Origin of the sequence: Massilia sp. YIM B02443, from assembly GCF_030411955.1 — a bacterium.
Lineage (GTDB): Bacteria > Pseudomonadota > Gammaproteobacteria > Burkholderiales > Burkholderiaceae_D > Telluria.
Genome location: NZ_JASNRA010000025.1, coordinates 66,842 through 82,679, shown reverse-complemented (window position 1 = coordinate 82,679; position 15,838 = coordinate 66,842). Strand labels below are relative to the sequence as shown.

Genomic DNA, 15,838 nt, shown 5'->3' with positions numbered 1-15,838 from the left:
AGCTAATTCCGGTTAGATTTGCATAAGTTTGGAAGAACGGTGGAAACGGAGGCGCAGCGCGCATTCCTGCGCGAGTGCGGCTGCGATGCCTTGCAGGGGTATTTGCTGGCGCGGCCGATGCCGCTGGAAGAGTTCGAGCGGCGCCATGGCGCCGGGGCCGGCGACGGGGACAAGGACGGCCCGGCCTGATCCATCCGTCATCCCGCGCGGGCGGCGCCTACGCGGGATGATATGGAACGATCAATAACGCCAGGTGCCGCGCCGCGCCGCCACCGGACGCTTCATCACTTTGGTCTGGAACTGCTTCCACAAGAAGCCGGCCAATGCGGCCATGATAATTTTACGCATGGGTTTCTCCTGTCAGTGAGGCTGCGGCTGAACCAGCCGCGTTCGCCCTCAGCATAACGCGCCCGCACGCGCGATGGCGCGAGATTGCCCGACAAGCCGCAAGCGCCGCCGATGCAGTAAAATCGCTAGCTTTATGGCAACCCACCCTGGCGAACGATGGACGACGCGCACAATCAACTCAAACGCGGACTGAAGAACCGCCACATCCAGCTGATCGCCCTGGGCGGCGCGATCGGCACCGGCCTGTTCCTCGGCATCGCCTCGACCATCCAGATGGCCGGCCCGTCGGTGCTGCTGGGCTACGCCATCGCCGGCGCGGTCGCCTTTCTGATCATGCGCCAGCTGGGCGAGATGATCGTCGACGAACCGGTGGCCGGCTCGTTCAGCCACTTCGCCGACAAGTACTGCGGCCAGTGGGCCGGCTTCGTCTCGGGCTGGAACTACTGGGTGATGTACATCCTGGTGAGCCTGGCCGAACTGACCGCGCTCGGCATCTACATGCAGTACTGGTTCCCCGAGCTGCCGACCTGGGTCTCGGCGCTCGGCTTCTTCGTGCTGGTCAACTGCCTCAGCCTGCTCAACGTGAAAGCCTTCGGCGAGCTCGAATTCTGGTTCGCCGTGATCAAGGTGGTGGCGGTGGTCGGCATGATCGTGTTCGGTCTGTACCTCCTGATCGGCGGCGGCGCCGGTCCCGAGGCGGGCGTGTCGAACCTGTGGCGCCACGGCGGCTTCTTCCCCAACGGCATCGTGGGCCTGGTGATGGCGATGACCGTCATCATGTTCTCGTTCGGCGGCCTGGAGCTGATCGGCATCACCGCGGCCGAAGCCGACGACCCGTCGCGCACCATCCCGCGCGCCACCAACAACGCCCTGTACCGGATCCTGATCTTCTACATCGGCGCGCTGGCCGTGCTGCTGGCGCTGTATCCGTGGCAGAAAGTGGTCACCGGCGGCAGCCCGTTCGTGCTGATCTTCCAGGCGCTCGACAGCGGCTGGGTGGCCAACATCCTCAACCTGGTGGTGCTCACCGCCGCGCTGTCCGTGTACAACGGCTGCGTGTACGCCAACAGCCGCATGCTGTTCGGCCTGGCGAACCAGGGCAACGCCCCGCGCGCCCTGCTCCACACCAGCAAGCGCGGCGTGCCGATCAACGCACTGGCGGTGTCGGCGGTTGCGACCGGCTCGGCCATCGTGATCAATTACTTTTTGCCGCGCGAAGCGCTCGGCATGGTGATGAGCCTGGCCGTGGCGGCGCTGGTGATCAACTGGGCGATGATTTCGTGGAGCCATCTGCGCTTCCGGCGCGCCAAGGAACTGGCCGGTGAACGCCCGCTGTTCCGCAGCCCGTGGTTCCCGCTGTCGAACTATATCTGCCTCGGTTTTGTCGCAGCGCTGCTGGTGATCATGTTCATCACCCCGGGGCTGCGCATCTCGGTGTACCTTATCCCGGCCTGGCTGCTGGTGCTGGGCTGCGGCTACTGGCTGCGCCAGCGCCGCCAGGCGGGCGCACCGGCCCTGGCCGACTGATACGTCAACGGAAGCTGCGTGAACGACACCATCACCGACCACGACAAGCTCGATGCGCAGCACGGCCAGGCGGCCATACCGCCGGCGTCCGACCGCGCGCCGCGTCCCTCGCTGCCCGCGGCCGGCGCCTGGCGCCGCCTGTTTGCCCGGCTGTTCGACATGTGGTGGGAAATCCTCTCGATCGCCATCGTCAGCATCTTCGTCATGGCGGTGCTCTCGGGCGCCTTCCTGGCCTGGGCGGTGTCGCCCGGCGGCGCCCAGGTGCTGGCGCTGGTCTTCATCCCGCTCGCGTTCATCCTCGACGCCGCGCTGCTCTCCCGTTTCGGCGCCACGCCCGGCAAGGCCATGCTTGGCCTGCGCGTGCAGACGCTCGACGGCGAGCGCCTGAGCTGGGGCCAGGCCACCAGGCGCAACCTGGCCCTGTGGCTGGCCGGCCTGGCGCTGACCATCCCGCTGCTCAGCGTGCTCACGATGGGACGCCAGGGCTGGCGCGTGGCGCGCGGCCGGGCCGCCAGCTACGACGAAGGCCGCTACCAGGTGCTGGCGCAGCCGCTCGGCTGGACCCGGCGGCTGGCGTTCGCCGCCCTGGCCCTGGCGCTGCTGCTGGTGCTCGGCGTGCTGGGCCGCGGCGAACAGCCGCAGCGCGGCGCCCGTATTGCCAGCGCCCCGATCAGCTGGACCAATCCCGAGACCGGCCACGTCGCCACCATTGCCCCCGGCTGGACCCACGACATCTACTACGACCAGGAACGTCCGGTGCACCGCTTCGTGCGCGATGGCGACCATGCCGTGGTCATGGTGTCGAGCACGCCGGCCGGCACGCTGCCGCTGAAGGCGTATGTGGACAATGTGGCGGACGAGATGGCGGAAAACACCAGGCAGCGGGGCCGCTTCGAAGACTTTCAGGGCAGCCCATCCTGGACCGTCGACACCACGCTGGCCGGCCAGGAGGCCACGCGCCTCAACGCGCGCGTGCTGCAGCACGGCGGACGCTACTGGCGCATGACGACGCTCCAGCAAACACCGTACCTTGCCAGCGATGCGGCAGTCGCCGCACTACGCCAGCAATTGTGGGACACGGTCAGCGGACGCTGACCGTCCACGTACAACCGGCCTGCCGTTCATCTCACGCGCGGCGGCGCGCACTCATTTTTTCGCCACCAGGTCGAAATAATCGTGGTCCTTGCTGATCTTCAGGATATGCGCCTTCTCGGCACCAGCGCACAGGACACTGCCGAAACCGTCCGGCATGACCTCGGCGATATTCACGCCGATGGGGGTAAGCACGTCCATGTCGTACTCGCGATCGAATGCGGTCAGCGAGAGCCGGTCGTGATCGAACCAGAGCAGTGACCACTGATCTTCATCTCCAACGTACTCGACCTGCTTCAGAAAAGGATTGACCGCGCCCGCCTCCGGCGCGTCGTGGAACTGGTCGACATAGGGGCCAAGCATGCACACCCGATCGAAGCGCCGTTTGAACAGCGAGCTCACCGGAACAGGGGTCCCGGCCGGCATGTCCCTCAGCACCTGCTCGTATGTCTCGGCTTCGGTAGGCGTCCTGAGCGTGCAATACGCGAGCAAGGCGACGCCGATCACGGCGACGCCGTTTCGGACAATCTTGATGTTCATGGTTTCCCGGCAGTGACCGCCGGAGGGCGATCGCCCGGCATCTTAGCCTTCAAGACGCCGCGCGGTCCACCGTTATCCATTGCGCATCAGCGCGCAAGCCTGGCCCGTCAGAAGGTCGCGAAGTCGTCCTTCTCGTCCTTCAGGCTGGCCATGTCGATCACGTAGCGGAAGCGCACGTCGCCCTTGATCACCTTCTTGTAGGCGTCGTTGATTCCCTGGATCGGGATGATCTCGATGTCCGGTCCGATGCCGTGCTCGGCGCAGAAGTCCAGCACTTCCTGGGTCTCGGCCAGGCTGCCGATCAGCGAAGCCGACACGTTCTTGCGGTGGAAGGCCAGTTCCTGGTTGTCGACGCCTTTCATCGTGTCCAGCGCCCCGACTACGCAGATGGTGGCGTCGCGCTTGAGCAGCTCGATGAACGGGTTGATGTCGTGCTTCTCGGGCACGGTCGAGAGCATGAAGTCGAAGCTCATCGCCAGCTTTTCCAGCGCATCGTTGTCGTCTTCCAGCACGCCTTTGAAGCCGAAGCGCGCTGCTTCGTCCAGCTTCTCTTTGGTGCGGGTAAATACCGTCACTTCGGCGCCCATCGCCTTGGCAAGCTTGGCCGCCATGTGGCCCAGGCCGCCGAAACCGAGCACGCCGACCTGGTCGCCCGCCTTGACTTTCCAGTGTTTGAGCGGCGAATAGGTGGTGACGCCCGCGCACAGGATCGGCGCCGCCACTTCGGGCTTCAGCGCCGCCGGGATCTTCAGCACGAAGTCCTCGTTGACCGTGACCACGTCCGAATAGCCGCCGAAGGTGTTGTCGCGGCCGTAGATATTCTCGCCATCCGCCTGGCTGGCCGGCACCATCGGGCCGTTGTAGGTGGCGAGCCAGCTGTTCGGACTTTCGCAATAATTCTCTTCGCCGCCGCAGCACGGTTCGCACTGGCGGCAGCTGTCGATCATGCAGCCGACGCCGACCAGGTCGCCCACCGCATGCTTGTTGACGTGGGCGCCGACCTTGCGCACGCGGCCGACGATCTCGTGACCCGGCACGCACGGGTACACGGTGTTGGACCACTCGTTCTTGACCTGGTGGATGTCCGAATGGCACACCCCGCAGTAGAGCACCTCGATCTCGACTTCATGGGCGCCGGCTTCCTGGCGCTCGAACTGGTAGGGCTTCAAATCGGTGAACGAATGCTTGGTGCCGTAGCCTTTTGCTGTAATCACGTTGGTTCCTTGGTTCAGATTGACGAATTGACCAAGAATAGGACGCCTTCCACGACAAGGCCGCACGATTGATGGATCGGCCCGGCTGGTTGGAGCGAGCCGATGAAGGGCGGCAAGGATTTTCCAAGTCTACCAGTTTGCTGCTATGCGCAAAGGGGGCTGATGCGCGGTCGTGGTGGGCTGCAGCTCGCAACAGCGACGCCGATGGACGCCACCCGCACCCTCCTATGGTGCATAGCAATATGAAAATAATTTGCTGAACTTTACGTATACGTCAATTCTCCGTTTATTATCGCCGAGTCGCACCACCACCTCACAAGGGATAGAACGCGTATGAGCCAGAGTAAGCCTCTGTCGCTGCACGTACCGGAGCCTACCGGCCGCCCGGGCTGCAAGACTGATTTTTCGTTTCTACAGATAAGTCCCGCCGGCTCGGTCCGGCGTCCACCGGTCGACGTCGCCCCGCTCGAGACGAGCGACATCGCCTCGCAGCTGATCCGTGTGCTCGACGACGACGGCAATGCCGTCGGCCCGTGGGCCGAGACGCCCGACCGCGAACTGCTGCGCTTCGGCCTGCGCACCATGATGAAGACGCGTATCTTCGACGCGCGCATGGTGATCGCCCAGCGCCAGAAAAAAATGTCGTTCTACATGATCTCGCTCGGCGAGGAAGCGATCGGCACCGCCCATGCGCTCGCCCTGCAGGACGGCGACATGAACTTCCCGACCTACCGCCAGCAGAGCCTCCTGATGGCCCGTAAGGTGCCGCTGGTCGACATGATCTGCCAGCTGCTGTCGAACGAAAAAGACCCGCTCAAGGGCCGCCAGCTGCCGGTGATGTACTCGGTGAAAAGCGCCGGTTTCTTCACCATCTCGGGCAACCTGGCGACGCAATACCCGCAAGCCGTGGGCTGGGCCATGGCCTCGGCGATCAAGGGCGACACGAAGATCGCGTCGGCCTGGATCGGCGACGGCGCCACCGCCGAAAGCGACTTCTCGACCGCCCTCACCTTCGCCCACGTCTACCGCGCGCCGGTGATCCTTAACGTGGTCAACAACCAGTGGGCGATCTCCAGCTTCCAGGCGATCGCCGGCGGCGAAAGCGTGACTTTCGCCACCCGCGGCATCGGCAGCGGCATCGCCTCGCTGCGCGTGGACGGCAACGATTTCCTGGCCGTGCTGTCGGTGTCGCGCTGGGCTGCCGAACGCGCCCGCTCGAACCTCGGCCCGACCCTGATCGAATGGGTCACCTACCGCGGCGGCCCGCACTCGACCTCGGACGACCCGTCGCGCTACCGTCCGGCCGACGACTACGCGCGCTTCCCGCTGGGCGACCCGATCGCCCGCCTGCGCCAGTACCTGACCAGGCAGGGCTGGTGGTCGGACGCCGAGCACGACGCCGTGCAAGCCGAACTGGAAGCCGAAGTGCTGGCCGCGCAGAAGGAGGCCGAAAGCTTCGGCATCCTGGGCGACGAGCGCGCGCCGAGCGCCGCCACCATGTTCGAGGACGTTTACAAAGACATGCCGGAGCACCTGCGCCGGCAGCGCCAGCAGTTGGGAGTATGAGCATGGCACGCGACGATCAAGCAAGAGAAGGGGCGGCCCAGGCAACGGCGCCGATGACCATGATCCAGGCCCTGCGCTCGGCCATGGACGTGATGATGGAACGCGACAACAACGTCGTGGTGTACGGCCAGGACGTCGGCTATTTCGGCGGCGTGTTCCGCGTCACCGATGGACTGCAAGCGAAATACGGCAAGAGCCGCGTGTTCGACGCTCCGATCTCCGAGGGCGGCATCGTCGGCACCGCGGTCGGCATGGCCGCCTACGGCCTGCGCCCGGTGGTCGAGATCCAGTTCGCCGACTATTTCTATCCGGCGACCGACCAGATCGTGTCCGAAGCGGCGCGCCTGCGCTACCGCTCGGCCGGCGAATTCACGTCGTCGATGGTGATCCGCATGCCTTGCGGCGGCGGCATCTATGGCGGCCAGACCCACAGCCAGAGCCCGGAGGCCTTCTTCACCCACGTGTGCGGCCTGCGCACGGTGATGCCGTCGAATCCCTACGACGCCAAGGGCCTGCTCATCGCCGCGATCGAGAACGACGATCCGGTGATCTTCCTCGAGCCAAAGCGGCTGTACAACGGCCCGTTCGACGGCCACCACGACCGTCCGGTGGTCTCGTGGAGCGGCCATCCGAAGGGCGACGTACCGTCCGGCTACTACAAGGTGGACCTCGATTCGGCCGCCATCGTCCGCCCCGGCAACGACGTCACCGTGCTGGCCTACGGCACCATGGTCTGGGTCGCGGAAGCGGCGGCGCGCGAATCCGGCGTCGACGCCGAAGTGATCGACCTGCGCAGCATCTGGCCGCTCGACCTCGACACCATCGTGGCCTCGGTCAAGAAGACCGGCCGCTGCGTGATCGTGCACGAAGCGACCCAGACCAGCGGCTTCGGCGCCGAGCTGGCGGCGCTGGTGCAGGAACACTGTTTCTACCAGCTGGAAGCGCCGATCGGGCGCGTGGCCGGCTGGGACACCCCGTATCCGCATGCGCAGGAATGGGCTTACTTCCCCGGGCCCGACCGTGTCGGCGCGGCCTTGAAACGCGTGATGGAGAAATAAGATGGGTATTCATGTGATCAAGATGCCGGACCTGGGCGAAGGCATCGCCGAGGTCGAGGTGGTGGCATGGCACGTGCAGCCGGGCGACACGGTCAAGGAAGACCAGGTGCTGGCCGACGTCATGACCGACAAGGCGACGGTCGAGATTCCGTCGCCGGTGCATGGCGTCATCACCAGCCTGGGCGGCGCTATCGGGCAGTCGCTGGCGGTGGGCGCGGAGCTGATCCGCCTGGAGGTCGAAGGCGCGGGCAACTACGCCGGTGACAAGGCGAAGCAGGAACCGGCCAAGTCGGGCGCGGCCAAGGCGCCGGCCGAGGAAGTGGCGGAACCGCAGCTGGAAGCGGTAGCCGGGAGCAGCGCGCCGGCACAGTCCAGTGCTCCAGCGCCGGCGTCTGCCCCTGCCGCGAAGCCGGCGCCGCGTGCGCCGCAAAAACCGTCGCCAGGCGCGCCCGCCATGCGCGCCGCCGGCGAAAAACCGCTGGCTGCGCCGGCCGTGCGCCAGCGCGCCTGGGACCTGGGCGTCGAGCTGCAGTTCGTGGCCGGCAGCGGCCCGGCCGGCCGCATCACGCACGCCGACCTCGATGCCCACGTCGAAGGCCACCGCCATGGCGGCACTGCAAAGGGGCGCGACGAACGCTACGCCGAACAGCACGGCGAACACGCGGCGCCGGTGATCGGCCTGCGCCGCAAGATCGCCGAGAAGATGCAGGAAGCCAAGCGCCACATCCCGCACTTCACCTATGTCGAAGAAGTCGACGTCACCGAACTCGAAGCGCTGCGCGCCCAGCTCAATGCGCGCTATGGCCCTGAACGCGGCAAGCTGACGCTGCTGCCGCTCCTGATGCGCGCCGTGGTGCTGGCGCTGCGCGCCTACCCGTCGATGAGCGCGCGCTACGACGACGACAGCAACGTGCTCACGACCTACGATGCGGCCCACATCGGCATCGCCACCCAGACCGAGACCGGGCTGATGGTGCCGGTGGTGCGCCACGCCGAGGCGCGCGATCCGTGGTCGAGCGCGGCCGAGATCCTGCGCCTGGCCGAGGCCGCGCGCAGCGGCAAGGCCACCCGCGACGAATTGACCGGTTCCACCATCACGATTACGAGCCTCGGCCCGCTGGGCGGCATCGTCACCACGCCGGTGATCAACCGGCCGGAAGTGGCGATCATCGGCACCAACCGCATCGTCGACCGTCCGGTGATCGTTGAGGGCGCCATGGTGGCGCGCAAGATGATGAACCTGTCGTCCTCGTTCGACCACCGGGTGATCGACGGCATGGTGGCGGCCCAGTTCGTGCAGACGATCCGCGGCTACCTCGAGTTCCCTGCAACCCTGTTCGTGGAGTGAGCCGATGGAGACAATCAATACTACGCTCCTGATCATCGGCGGCGGCCCCGGCGGCTACGTGGCCGGCATCCGCGCCGGCCAGCTCGGCATCCCGACGGTGCTGGTGGAAGGGGCGCAGCCGGGCGGCACCTGCCTGAACATCGGCTGCATTCCGTCCAAGGCGCTGATCCACGCGGCCGACGAATACTGCAAGGTGCGCAGCTATGCGGCCGAAACCTCGAGCCTCGGCATCAGCGCCGGCAATGCGCGCATCGACCTGGGCAAGACCGTGGCCTGGAAGGACGGCATCGTCAGGAAGCTGACCGGTGGCGTCGGCGCGCTGCTCAAGAAGAACGGCGTGCGGCTGGTCAACGGCTGGGCCACCATCCTGGACGGCAAGACGGTCGAGGTCACGCCCGACGGCGCGCCTGAGGCCACCGTGCGCATCCGCTGCGAGCACCTGCTGCTGGCCAGCGGCTCGCAAGCGGTCGAGCTGCCGTTCATGCCGTTCGACGGCACGGTCATCTCGTCGACCGAAGCGCTGTCATTGAGCAGCGTGCCGGAGCGGCTGGTGGTGGTCGGCGCCGGCTACATCGGTCTGGAACTGGGCACGGCGTTCCGCAAGCTCGGTGCCCAGGTCACGGTGGTCGAAGCGGCCGAGCGCATCCTGCCGGCGTATGACGCCGAGCTGGTGAAACCGGTGGCGTCGTCGCTCGCGCGCCTGGGCGTCGAGCTGCGCCTGGCGACCTCGGTCCTGGGCATGGAAGACGGTCGCGAGGGCAAGCAAGTGCGAGTACGCGACGCGTCAAGCGTCGAAGCCTTCCTGGAAGCGGACAAGGTGCTGGTCGCGGTCGGCCGCAAGCCGCGCACCGTCGGCTGGGGCCTGGAAAACCTGATGCTCGACATGGAGGGACGCGCGCTGAAGGTCGACGACGGCTGCCGCACCTCGATGCGCAACGTGTGGGCGATCGGCGACCTCACCGGCGAACCGATGCTGGCGCACCGCGCCATGGCGCAAGGCGAGATGGTGGCCGAGATCATCGCCGGCAAGCGGCGCCATTTCGCGCCGGCGGCGATTCCGGCGGTGTGCTACACCGATCCCGAGATCGTGGTGGCCGGGCTGTCGCCGGCCGAGGCGGCGGCCGCCGGCATCGAGGCGATCAGCGCCAGCTTCCCGTTCAGCGCCAACGGACGCGCGATGACGATCGAAGGGACCGATGGCTTCGTGCGGGTAGTGGCGCGCAAGGACAACCACCTGATCCTGGGCTGGCAGGCGGTCGGGGTCGGCGTGTCCGAGCTCGCCGCCGGCTTCACGCAGTCGATCGAGCTGGGCGCGCTGCTGGAGGATGTCGGGCGCACGATCCATGCGCATCCGACGCTGGGCGAAGCGGTGCAGGAAGCGGCGCTGCGCGCACTGGGGCATGCCCTGCACATCTGAAGCGCAGGCGCCACGTCCGGAGTGACGTGGCGGCCCAGACTGGCGCCGGTCCGGCCCGGACCTACCCCTGCGGAGCGGCCGCCAGCACCGTCCCCATCTTCAACGCCGATTCCACCGCCTGCTCGATCGGCGGCTGGTAGCCATTCCCGATCCAGCGCAGCGCGATGGCGATCACGCCGCCCACCACGCCCGCCTGCAGCAGTTCGTCTTCGACGGCGCCGCTTGGGGTCGTCATGCGCGCCACTTCCTTTCCGATCGCCTTGAGCGCGTCGTCGAAGGCGGCGTCCACCGCGCGGCTCACGCCCCGGATTTCGACCAGGAACACGCGCGCCTTGCGCGACTCGCGCTGCAGCGCGGAGAAATATGCATGCAGCATGGCGCGCGAGCGCGCCATCGGGTCCGGGGCGGCGGCCGCGCCGGCGCGCACGACCTCGTCCATCACGGTGGCCGTCACGACATGGAAGCAATCGATGAGCAGCGCTTCGCTGTTGACGAAGGATTCATAGAAATAGCGCTCGGTGAGGCCGGCCGCCTCGCAGACGCCCTTGACGGTCGCCTGGTGATAACCGCGTTCGCCGTAGACGGCGATCGCCGCGGCGATCAGGCGCGCGCGACGTTCGGCGCGGCGTTGTTCCTGCGACTGGCCACGGTAGGAACGGGTGGAAAGCTCTGCTGTCATGACGCTATTCTGACATACTTGCCATACGTAATTTGACAATGTAGAGTGTCAGTATTAGAACGCATTCCACCGAGACCAGATGTATCCCGATTTTTCGGGCGCCGCGCACCGCGCCGATGCTGCCGACCTGCTCGACGTCCTGATCGTCGGCGCCGGCCTGTCCGGCATCGGCGCCGCCGCCACGCTGCGCCGGCGCTGTCCCGGCAAACGTTTCGCGCTGCTGGAAGCACGCACCGCCATCGGCGGCACCTGGGATTTATTCCGCTATCCGGGCGTGCGCTCCGACTCCGATATGTACACGCTCGGCTATGGCTTTCGACCCTGGACCGGCGCCAGCGCCATCGCCGACGGCGCCGCGATCCGCGACTACATCGCCGCCACCGCGCGCGAATACGATCTCGAAGCGCGCATCCGCTTCGGCCATACGGTGGTCAAGGCGGCGTGGTGCAGTAAGGCCGCACGCTGGACCGTCGAGGCGCGCCTGCCAGGCGGCGCCACGGTGCTGCTCCACGCGAAATTCCTGTACCTGTGCAGCGGCTACTACGACTACGAACGCGCGCACCGCCCGCGCTTCGAGGGCGAATCCGATTATCAGGGCCGCATCGTGCAGCCTCAGTTCTGGCCGCAAGACCTCGACTATGCGGGCCGTCGCGTGGTGGTGGTCGGCAGCGGCGCCACCGCGGTCAGCCTGGTGCCGGCCATGGCGCAGCAGGCGGCGCACGTCACCATGCTGCAACGCTCGCCCAGCTACGTGGTGGCGCGTCCAAGGCGCGATGCCTTCGCCCTGCGCCTGCGGCGCTGGCTGCCCGCACAAGCGGCGCACACGCTGGCGCGCTGGCGCAGCGTGCTCGAAAGCATCGCGCTGTACCGCCTGCTGCGCGTCCTGCCCGGCTTCACCCGCAAGCGCATGATCGCGATGGCGGCGCGCATGGCCGGTCCCGGCGTCGACGCGCGTATCCATTTCGCGCCCGCCTACAAGCCGTGGGACCAGCGCATCTGCGTCGCCCCTAGCGGCGACCTGTTCCGCGCGCTGCACGCGGGCCGCGCCGGGATCGTCACCGACCGCATCGCGCGCTTCAGCCGCCAGGGCATCGTGCTGGCATCGGGCCGCGAGCTGGAAGCGGACGTGATCGTGATGGCGACCGGCCTGCGCCTGAAGGTCCTGGGTGGGGCGCAGCTGACGGTCGACGGCCGCACGGTCGACCCCAGCCGCGCCATGTCGTACAAGGGCATGATGCTCAGCGGCGTGCCGAACTGCGCGCTGGCCTTCGGCTACACCAATGCCTCGTGGACGCTGAAGGCCGACCTCACCGCCGCCTGGGTCTGCCGCCTGCTGCGCTGGATGGACCGGCGCGGCGCGCAGATCGCGCTGGCGCCGCGCGACCCGGCGCAGGCCGAGGCGCCGTTCCTGGAGCTGAGCTCCGGCTACGTGCAGCGCGCCAGCCACCTGCTGCCGAAACAGGGACGGCGCCATCCCTGGCGCGTGCACCAGAACTACCTGCGCGACCTGCTGGCGATCCGGCTCGGGCGCATCGACGACGGCGTGCTGCAGTTCGGGCGCGCGGGCGAACCATGACACCGCTGGAATCGCTGTCCGCTCGCTGCCGTCCCGCCAACCCGTCCACCAAAGGCCCTGCCCGATGATCGTCGTTGCGTACCTCTGCTTCCTGGTGCTCGGCTGCGCGCTGGTGCTGGGCGTGTTCGCCTGGTACACGCGCTGCACCGCGCGCCGCATCGAGCAGGCGCTGCCGCCGCTGGGGCGCATGGTCGAGGTCGACGGCCAGCAGCTGCACGTGCGCGACCAGGGCAGCGGGCCGCCGCTGGTGCTGCTGCACGGCCTGGGCGGCCAGATGCGACATTTCGACTTCGGCGCCATGGCCGACCTGCGCCACGACTTCCGGGTGATCAGCGTGGATCGGCCCGGCTCGGGCTATTCGCGCCGCGCCAGGCATGCGCCGGCCGACCTGGCGGCGCAGGCGCGCACGCTGGCGGCGCTCGTCAAACAGCTCGGACTGGAGCGGCCGACCGTGGTTGGCCATTCGCTGGGCGGCGCGGTGGCACTGCAACTCGCGCTGGACCATCCGCATGCGGTCGGCGCGCTGGCGCTGGTGGCGCCGTTGTCACATACGCCGCGCCGGGTGCCGTCGGTGTTCGCGGCGCTGACGATCCGTCCACGCCCGCTGTGCGCGCTGTTCGCGCATGCGCTGGCGCTGCCGGCGACGGTCATCGGCGGCGGCCGTTTGATGAAACAGGTATTCGGACCGGAACCGGTACCGGGCGACTTCGCCACGCGCGGCGGCGGCCTGCTGGCCCTGCGCCCGTCGCAATTCCTGGCCGGCGCCGCCGACCTGCAGGCCTTGCGCGCCCATCTGCCGGGACTGGAAGCGCGCTACCGCCAGCTGACGGCGCCGCTGTCGGTGCTGTATGGCCGCGATGACGGCCTGCTCGACTGGCGCGCCAACGGCGAGCAACTGGTCCGGCAGGTAGCGGGGGCGCGGCTGGAACTGGTCGATGGCGGCCACATGCTGCCGATCACGCAAGCGGCGCGCACCGCCGCTTTCATCGCCGCGGCAGCGGCCACACGGCGGCTGGCGGCGTAGGGCGGCGACCGCGCCGGCCGCCGACCATGGTGGATTACTGCTTGCCGCCGCCCTGGTCCGACTGGCGGTTGCCGGTGGCGGCCGCGGCCTGGCCGCCCTGCTGCCCGGCTTCGCCCTTGAAACCCTTGTCCGACTGCTCGGCGTTCGACCCGCCGGCCAGCAGGTCGTCGGTGCGGCCGGCATCGCCCGCCTGCTGGTTGCCCGGCTGTCCGGACTGCCGGCTGCGCTCGGCCTGGTCCGGGCCCGGAATGGACCCGACGTCGCCGGTCGAGCCTGCGCCCATGCTGGCGGCGCTGGTGCTGCCGTCCGTGATCTGGTGGTAGTTACGTCCTTTGGCGTCCTTGCCTTCGCTTTGCATCGACATGGCGATCTCCTCATGATTGATAACGTGGCGCCATCTTAGCGACGGGCGCCGGGGACGCGAATAGGCGGACGACCCCGGCCGCTGTAGGACTGCGCGCAGGATCCAGACGATGTGACCACCCGTACCGTCAACACGCTGCAGTTTTGCTGCATTGCAACAAAACTTGCCGTATTGCGATATACTATCGGTTGACTGAATTCAATTAACAATTGCAGAGAGCGCCGACACCGTTGTCGGCATGCGATCCCGGCCCGCTGCGGCCGAAGCGTTCTCTGCCATAAAGGAATCCAACCGTGAAAAACCTGTCCATCGGAGCCCGGCTCGGGCTCGGCTTCGCCATTGTCCTCGCGCTCTTGCTGGCGATGACCGCCACTGCCCTGGTCCGCATGAACGACGCCGGCGCGCTGACCCACCGCCTGGTGACCGTCAGCACCAAGAACCAGGCCACCGTGGCCGAATGGCGCATGTATACCGAGATCAACAACGCGATCATGGAAACCATCTACCACGGCGCCGGCGCCGACATCGTGGCCGACTATGCACCGCGCCTGCGCGCCAATATCGAACGCGGCAACAGGCTGCAGGCCGACGTCGACGCCAACCTGGTCAACGCCAAGGTGCGCGTGTTCCTGGACCGCGCCAAGGCCTTGCGCGCGGAGTTCGGCGCCGCGCGCGAAGAGGTGCTCAAGGCCAAGCTGGCCGGCAACCAGGCCGCATTGGACGAGGCTTATCGACAGCGCTTCGAACCGGCCGCGCGCGCCTTCGTCGGCGCGCTGGACGAATTCGCCAAGCAGCAAAGCACCGCCACCGGCAAGGTCGGCGCCAACATCCTGGCTTCGTTCGCCGAGACCCGCACCATCCTGATCGCCTTGGGCGTCGTCGCAGTCGTCTTCGGCGTGGCCTGCGCCTGGTTCATCACGCGCTCGATCACCGCCCCGCTGCAGCAGGCGCTGGAGGTGGCCGAACGTGTCGCCGCCGGCGACCTGAGCAGCCGCACCGCAGCCACGCGCCAGGATGAAACGGGCCGGCTGATGAACGCCCTGGGCCGCATGAACGCCAACCTGGCCGCCATCGTCGGCCAAGTGCGCGACGGCACCGCCACCATCGCCCAGGCCTCGAACGAGATCGCGAGCGGCAACCAGGACCTGTCAAGCCGCACCGAGCAGCAGGCCGGCTCGCTCGAAGAAACCGCGGCCTCGATGGAAGAACTGACCTCGACCGTGCGCCAGAACAGCGAGCATGCGCGCCGCGCCAACGGGCTGGCCGGCAACGCCGCCGCAGTGGCCGGCGAAGGTGGCCGCATGGTCGGCGAGGTGGTCGGCACCATGGGCAGGATCGACGCCTCGTCGCAGCGCATCGTCGACATCATCGGCGTANCAACGCCGCCGCAGTGGCCGGCGAAGGTGGCCGCATGGTCGGCGAGGTGGTCGGCACCATGGGCAGGATCGACGCCTCGTCGCAGCGCATCGTCGACATCATCGGCGTAATCGACGGCATCGCCTTCCAGACCAATATCCTGGCGCTGAACGCGGCCGTCGAGGCGGCACGCGCCGGCGAACAGGGCCGTGGCTTCGCGGTCGTCGCCAGCGAAGTGCGCAACCTGGCCCAGCGCTCGGCCACCGCCGCCAAGGAAATCAAGACCCTGATCGACGCGTCAAGCGAGCAGGTGCAGGCCGGCACGCGCCAGGTCGCCCAGGCCGGCGCCACCATGCAGCAGATCGTCGACAGCATCAACCAGGTGACCGTGATCGTGAGCGAGATCGCCGCCGCCAGCGAAGAGCAAAGCGCCGGCATCGACCAGGTGAATACCGCCGTGGTCGAGATGGACCGCGTGACCCAGCAGAACGCGGCGCTGGTCGAGCAGGCGGCAGCGGCGGCCGCCTCGATGCGCGAACAGGCCGGCCAGCTGGCCGAGGTGGTCGGCACCTTCCGCCTCGCCGCCGACGCCGGCCACGACCTGGCAATCGTGGCGCCACAGCGCTCGCCGGCAGCGCGCCCGGCAACGGCCGCCCTGCCGGCCTGAGCCAACCCGGATCCGGGCTGCAGCAATTGCAACATCGCGAAATTTTTATGTTGCAAATGTGC

The 15,838-nt window shown here is 67.6% G+C and carries 13 protein-coding genes and 2 pseudogenes; 11 read left to right on the top strand and 4 right to left on the bottom strand.

The window, feature by feature from the left end; genetic code table 11:
• The first annotated feature begins 39 nt into the window (after positions 1-39).
• From QPK27_RS21045 to QPK27_RS21035, 3 genes are all read left to right on the top strand, one after another.
• Positions 40-189: a hypothetical protein gene (locus QPK27_RS21045; protein WP_290420137.1), complete on the top strand. Its 150-nt coding sequence runs from the start codon at positions 40-42 to the stop codon at positions 187-189.
• Positions 190-504: 315 nt separating this feature from the next.
• Positions 505-1,875, top strand: a complete 1,371-nt coding sequence (locus tag QPK27_RS21040) for an amino acid permease (protein ID WP_290420136.1) — start codon at positions 505-507, stop codon at positions 1,873-1,875.
• 18 nt (positions 1,876-1,893) lie between these two features.
• Entirely contained in the window at positions 1,894-2,970 is a 1,077-nt protein-coding gene (locus QPK27_RS21035) for an RDD family protein (protein WP_290420135.1), read from the top strand.
• 51 nt (positions 2,971-3,021) lie between these two features.
• Here QPK27_RS21035 and QPK27_RS21030 read toward each other — a convergent pair whose 3' ends face one another.
• On the bottom strand, positions 3,022-3,507 hold the full coding sequence (locus QPK27_RS21030) for a hypothetical protein (RefSeq protein WP_290420134.1): 486 nt from the start codon (positions 3,505-3,507) through the stop codon (positions 3,022-3,024).
• 107 nt (positions 3,508-3,614) lie between these two features.
• Positions 3,615-4,721: an NAD(P)-dependent alcohol dehydrogenase gene (locus QPK27_RS21025; RefSeq protein WP_290420133.1), complete on the bottom strand. Its 1,107-nt coding sequence runs from the start codon at positions 4,719-4,721 to the stop codon at positions 3,615-3,617.
• Positions 4,722-5,054: 333 nt separating this feature from the next.
• Here QPK27_RS21025 and QPK27_RS21020 point away from each other — a divergent pair, with 333 nt between their 5' ends.
• Genes QPK27_RS21020 through lpdA form a run of 4 tightly spaced genes read left to right on the top strand, consistent with a single transcriptional unit; the run spans position 5,055 to position 10,110 of the window.
• Entirely contained in the window at positions 5,055-6,287 is a 1,233-nt protein-coding gene (locus QPK27_RS21020; RefSeq protein WP_290420132.1) for a 3-methyl-2-oxobutanoate dehydrogenase (2-methylpropanoyl-transferring) subunit alpha, read from the top strand.
• Positions 6,288-6,289: 2 nt separating this feature from the next.
• A complete protein-coding gene (locus QPK27_RS21015) occupies positions 6,290-7,345 on the top strand; it encodes an alpha-ketoacid dehydrogenase subunit beta (protein ID WP_290420131.1) in 1,056 nt (351 codons plus the stop codon).
• A gap of 1 nt (position 7,346) precedes the next feature.
• Positions 7,347-8,693, top strand: coding sequence for a dihydrolipoamide acetyltransferase family protein (locus QPK27_RS21010; RefSeq protein ID WP_290420130.1), 1,347 nt, complete (start codon positions 7,347-7,349; stop codon positions 8,691-8,693).
• Positions 8,694-8,697: 4 nt separating this feature from the next.
• Positions 8,698-10,110: a dihydrolipoyl dehydrogenase gene (lpdA, locus tag QPK27_RS21005; protein WP_290420129.1), complete on the top strand. Its 1,413-nt coding sequence runs from the start codon at positions 8,698-8,700 to the stop codon at positions 10,108-10,110.
• A gap of 61 nt (positions 10,111-10,171) precedes the next feature.
• Here the strand turns inward: lpdA and QPK27_RS21000 are convergent, their stop codons facing one another.
• Positions 10,172-10,789: a TetR/AcrR family transcriptional regulator gene (locus tag QPK27_RS21000; protein WP_290420128.1), complete on the bottom strand. Its 618-nt coding sequence runs from the start codon at positions 10,787-10,789 to the stop codon at positions 10,172-10,174.
• A gap of 79 nt (positions 10,790-10,868) precedes the next feature.
• On the opposite strand from QPK27_RS21000, the gene QPK27_RS20995 reads away from it, so the two are divergent.
• Both QPK27_RS20995 and QPK27_RS20990 read left to right on the top strand, forming a co-directional pair.
• Complete coding sequence (locus QPK27_RS20995) at positions 10,869-12,365, top strand: NAD(P)/FAD-dependent oxidoreductase (RefSeq protein WP_290420127.1); 1,497 nt, start codon at positions 10,869-10,871, stop codon at positions 12,363-12,365.
• A gap of 64 nt (positions 12,366-12,429) precedes the next feature.
• Positions 12,430-13,389, top strand: coding sequence for an alpha/beta fold hydrolase (locus tag QPK27_RS20990; protein ID WP_290420126.1), 960 nt, complete (start codon positions 12,430-12,432; stop codon positions 13,387-13,389).
• A 34-nt stretch (positions 13,390-13,423) separates the two neighbouring features.
• On the opposite strand, the gene QPK27_RS20985 is transcribed toward QPK27_RS20990, so the two are convergent.
• On the bottom strand, positions 13,424-13,753 hold the full coding sequence (locus QPK27_RS20985) for a hypothetical protein (protein WP_290420125.1): 330 nt from the start codon (positions 13,751-13,753) through the stop codon (positions 13,424-13,426).
• A 293-nt stretch (positions 13,754-14,046) separates the two neighbouring features.
• Here QPK27_RS20985 and QPK27_RS20980 point away from each other — a divergent pair.
• Positions 14,047-15,018: pseudogene (locus tag QPK27_RS20980) on the top strand (methyl-accepting chemotaxis protein); the annotation flags it as partial.
• Positions 15,019-15,134: 116 nt separating this feature from the next.
• A pseudogene (locus QPK27_RS25375) lies at positions 15,135-15,776 on the top strand (methyl-accepting chemotaxis protein); the annotation flags it as partial.
• Positions 15,777-15,838 lie beyond the last annotated feature (62 nt).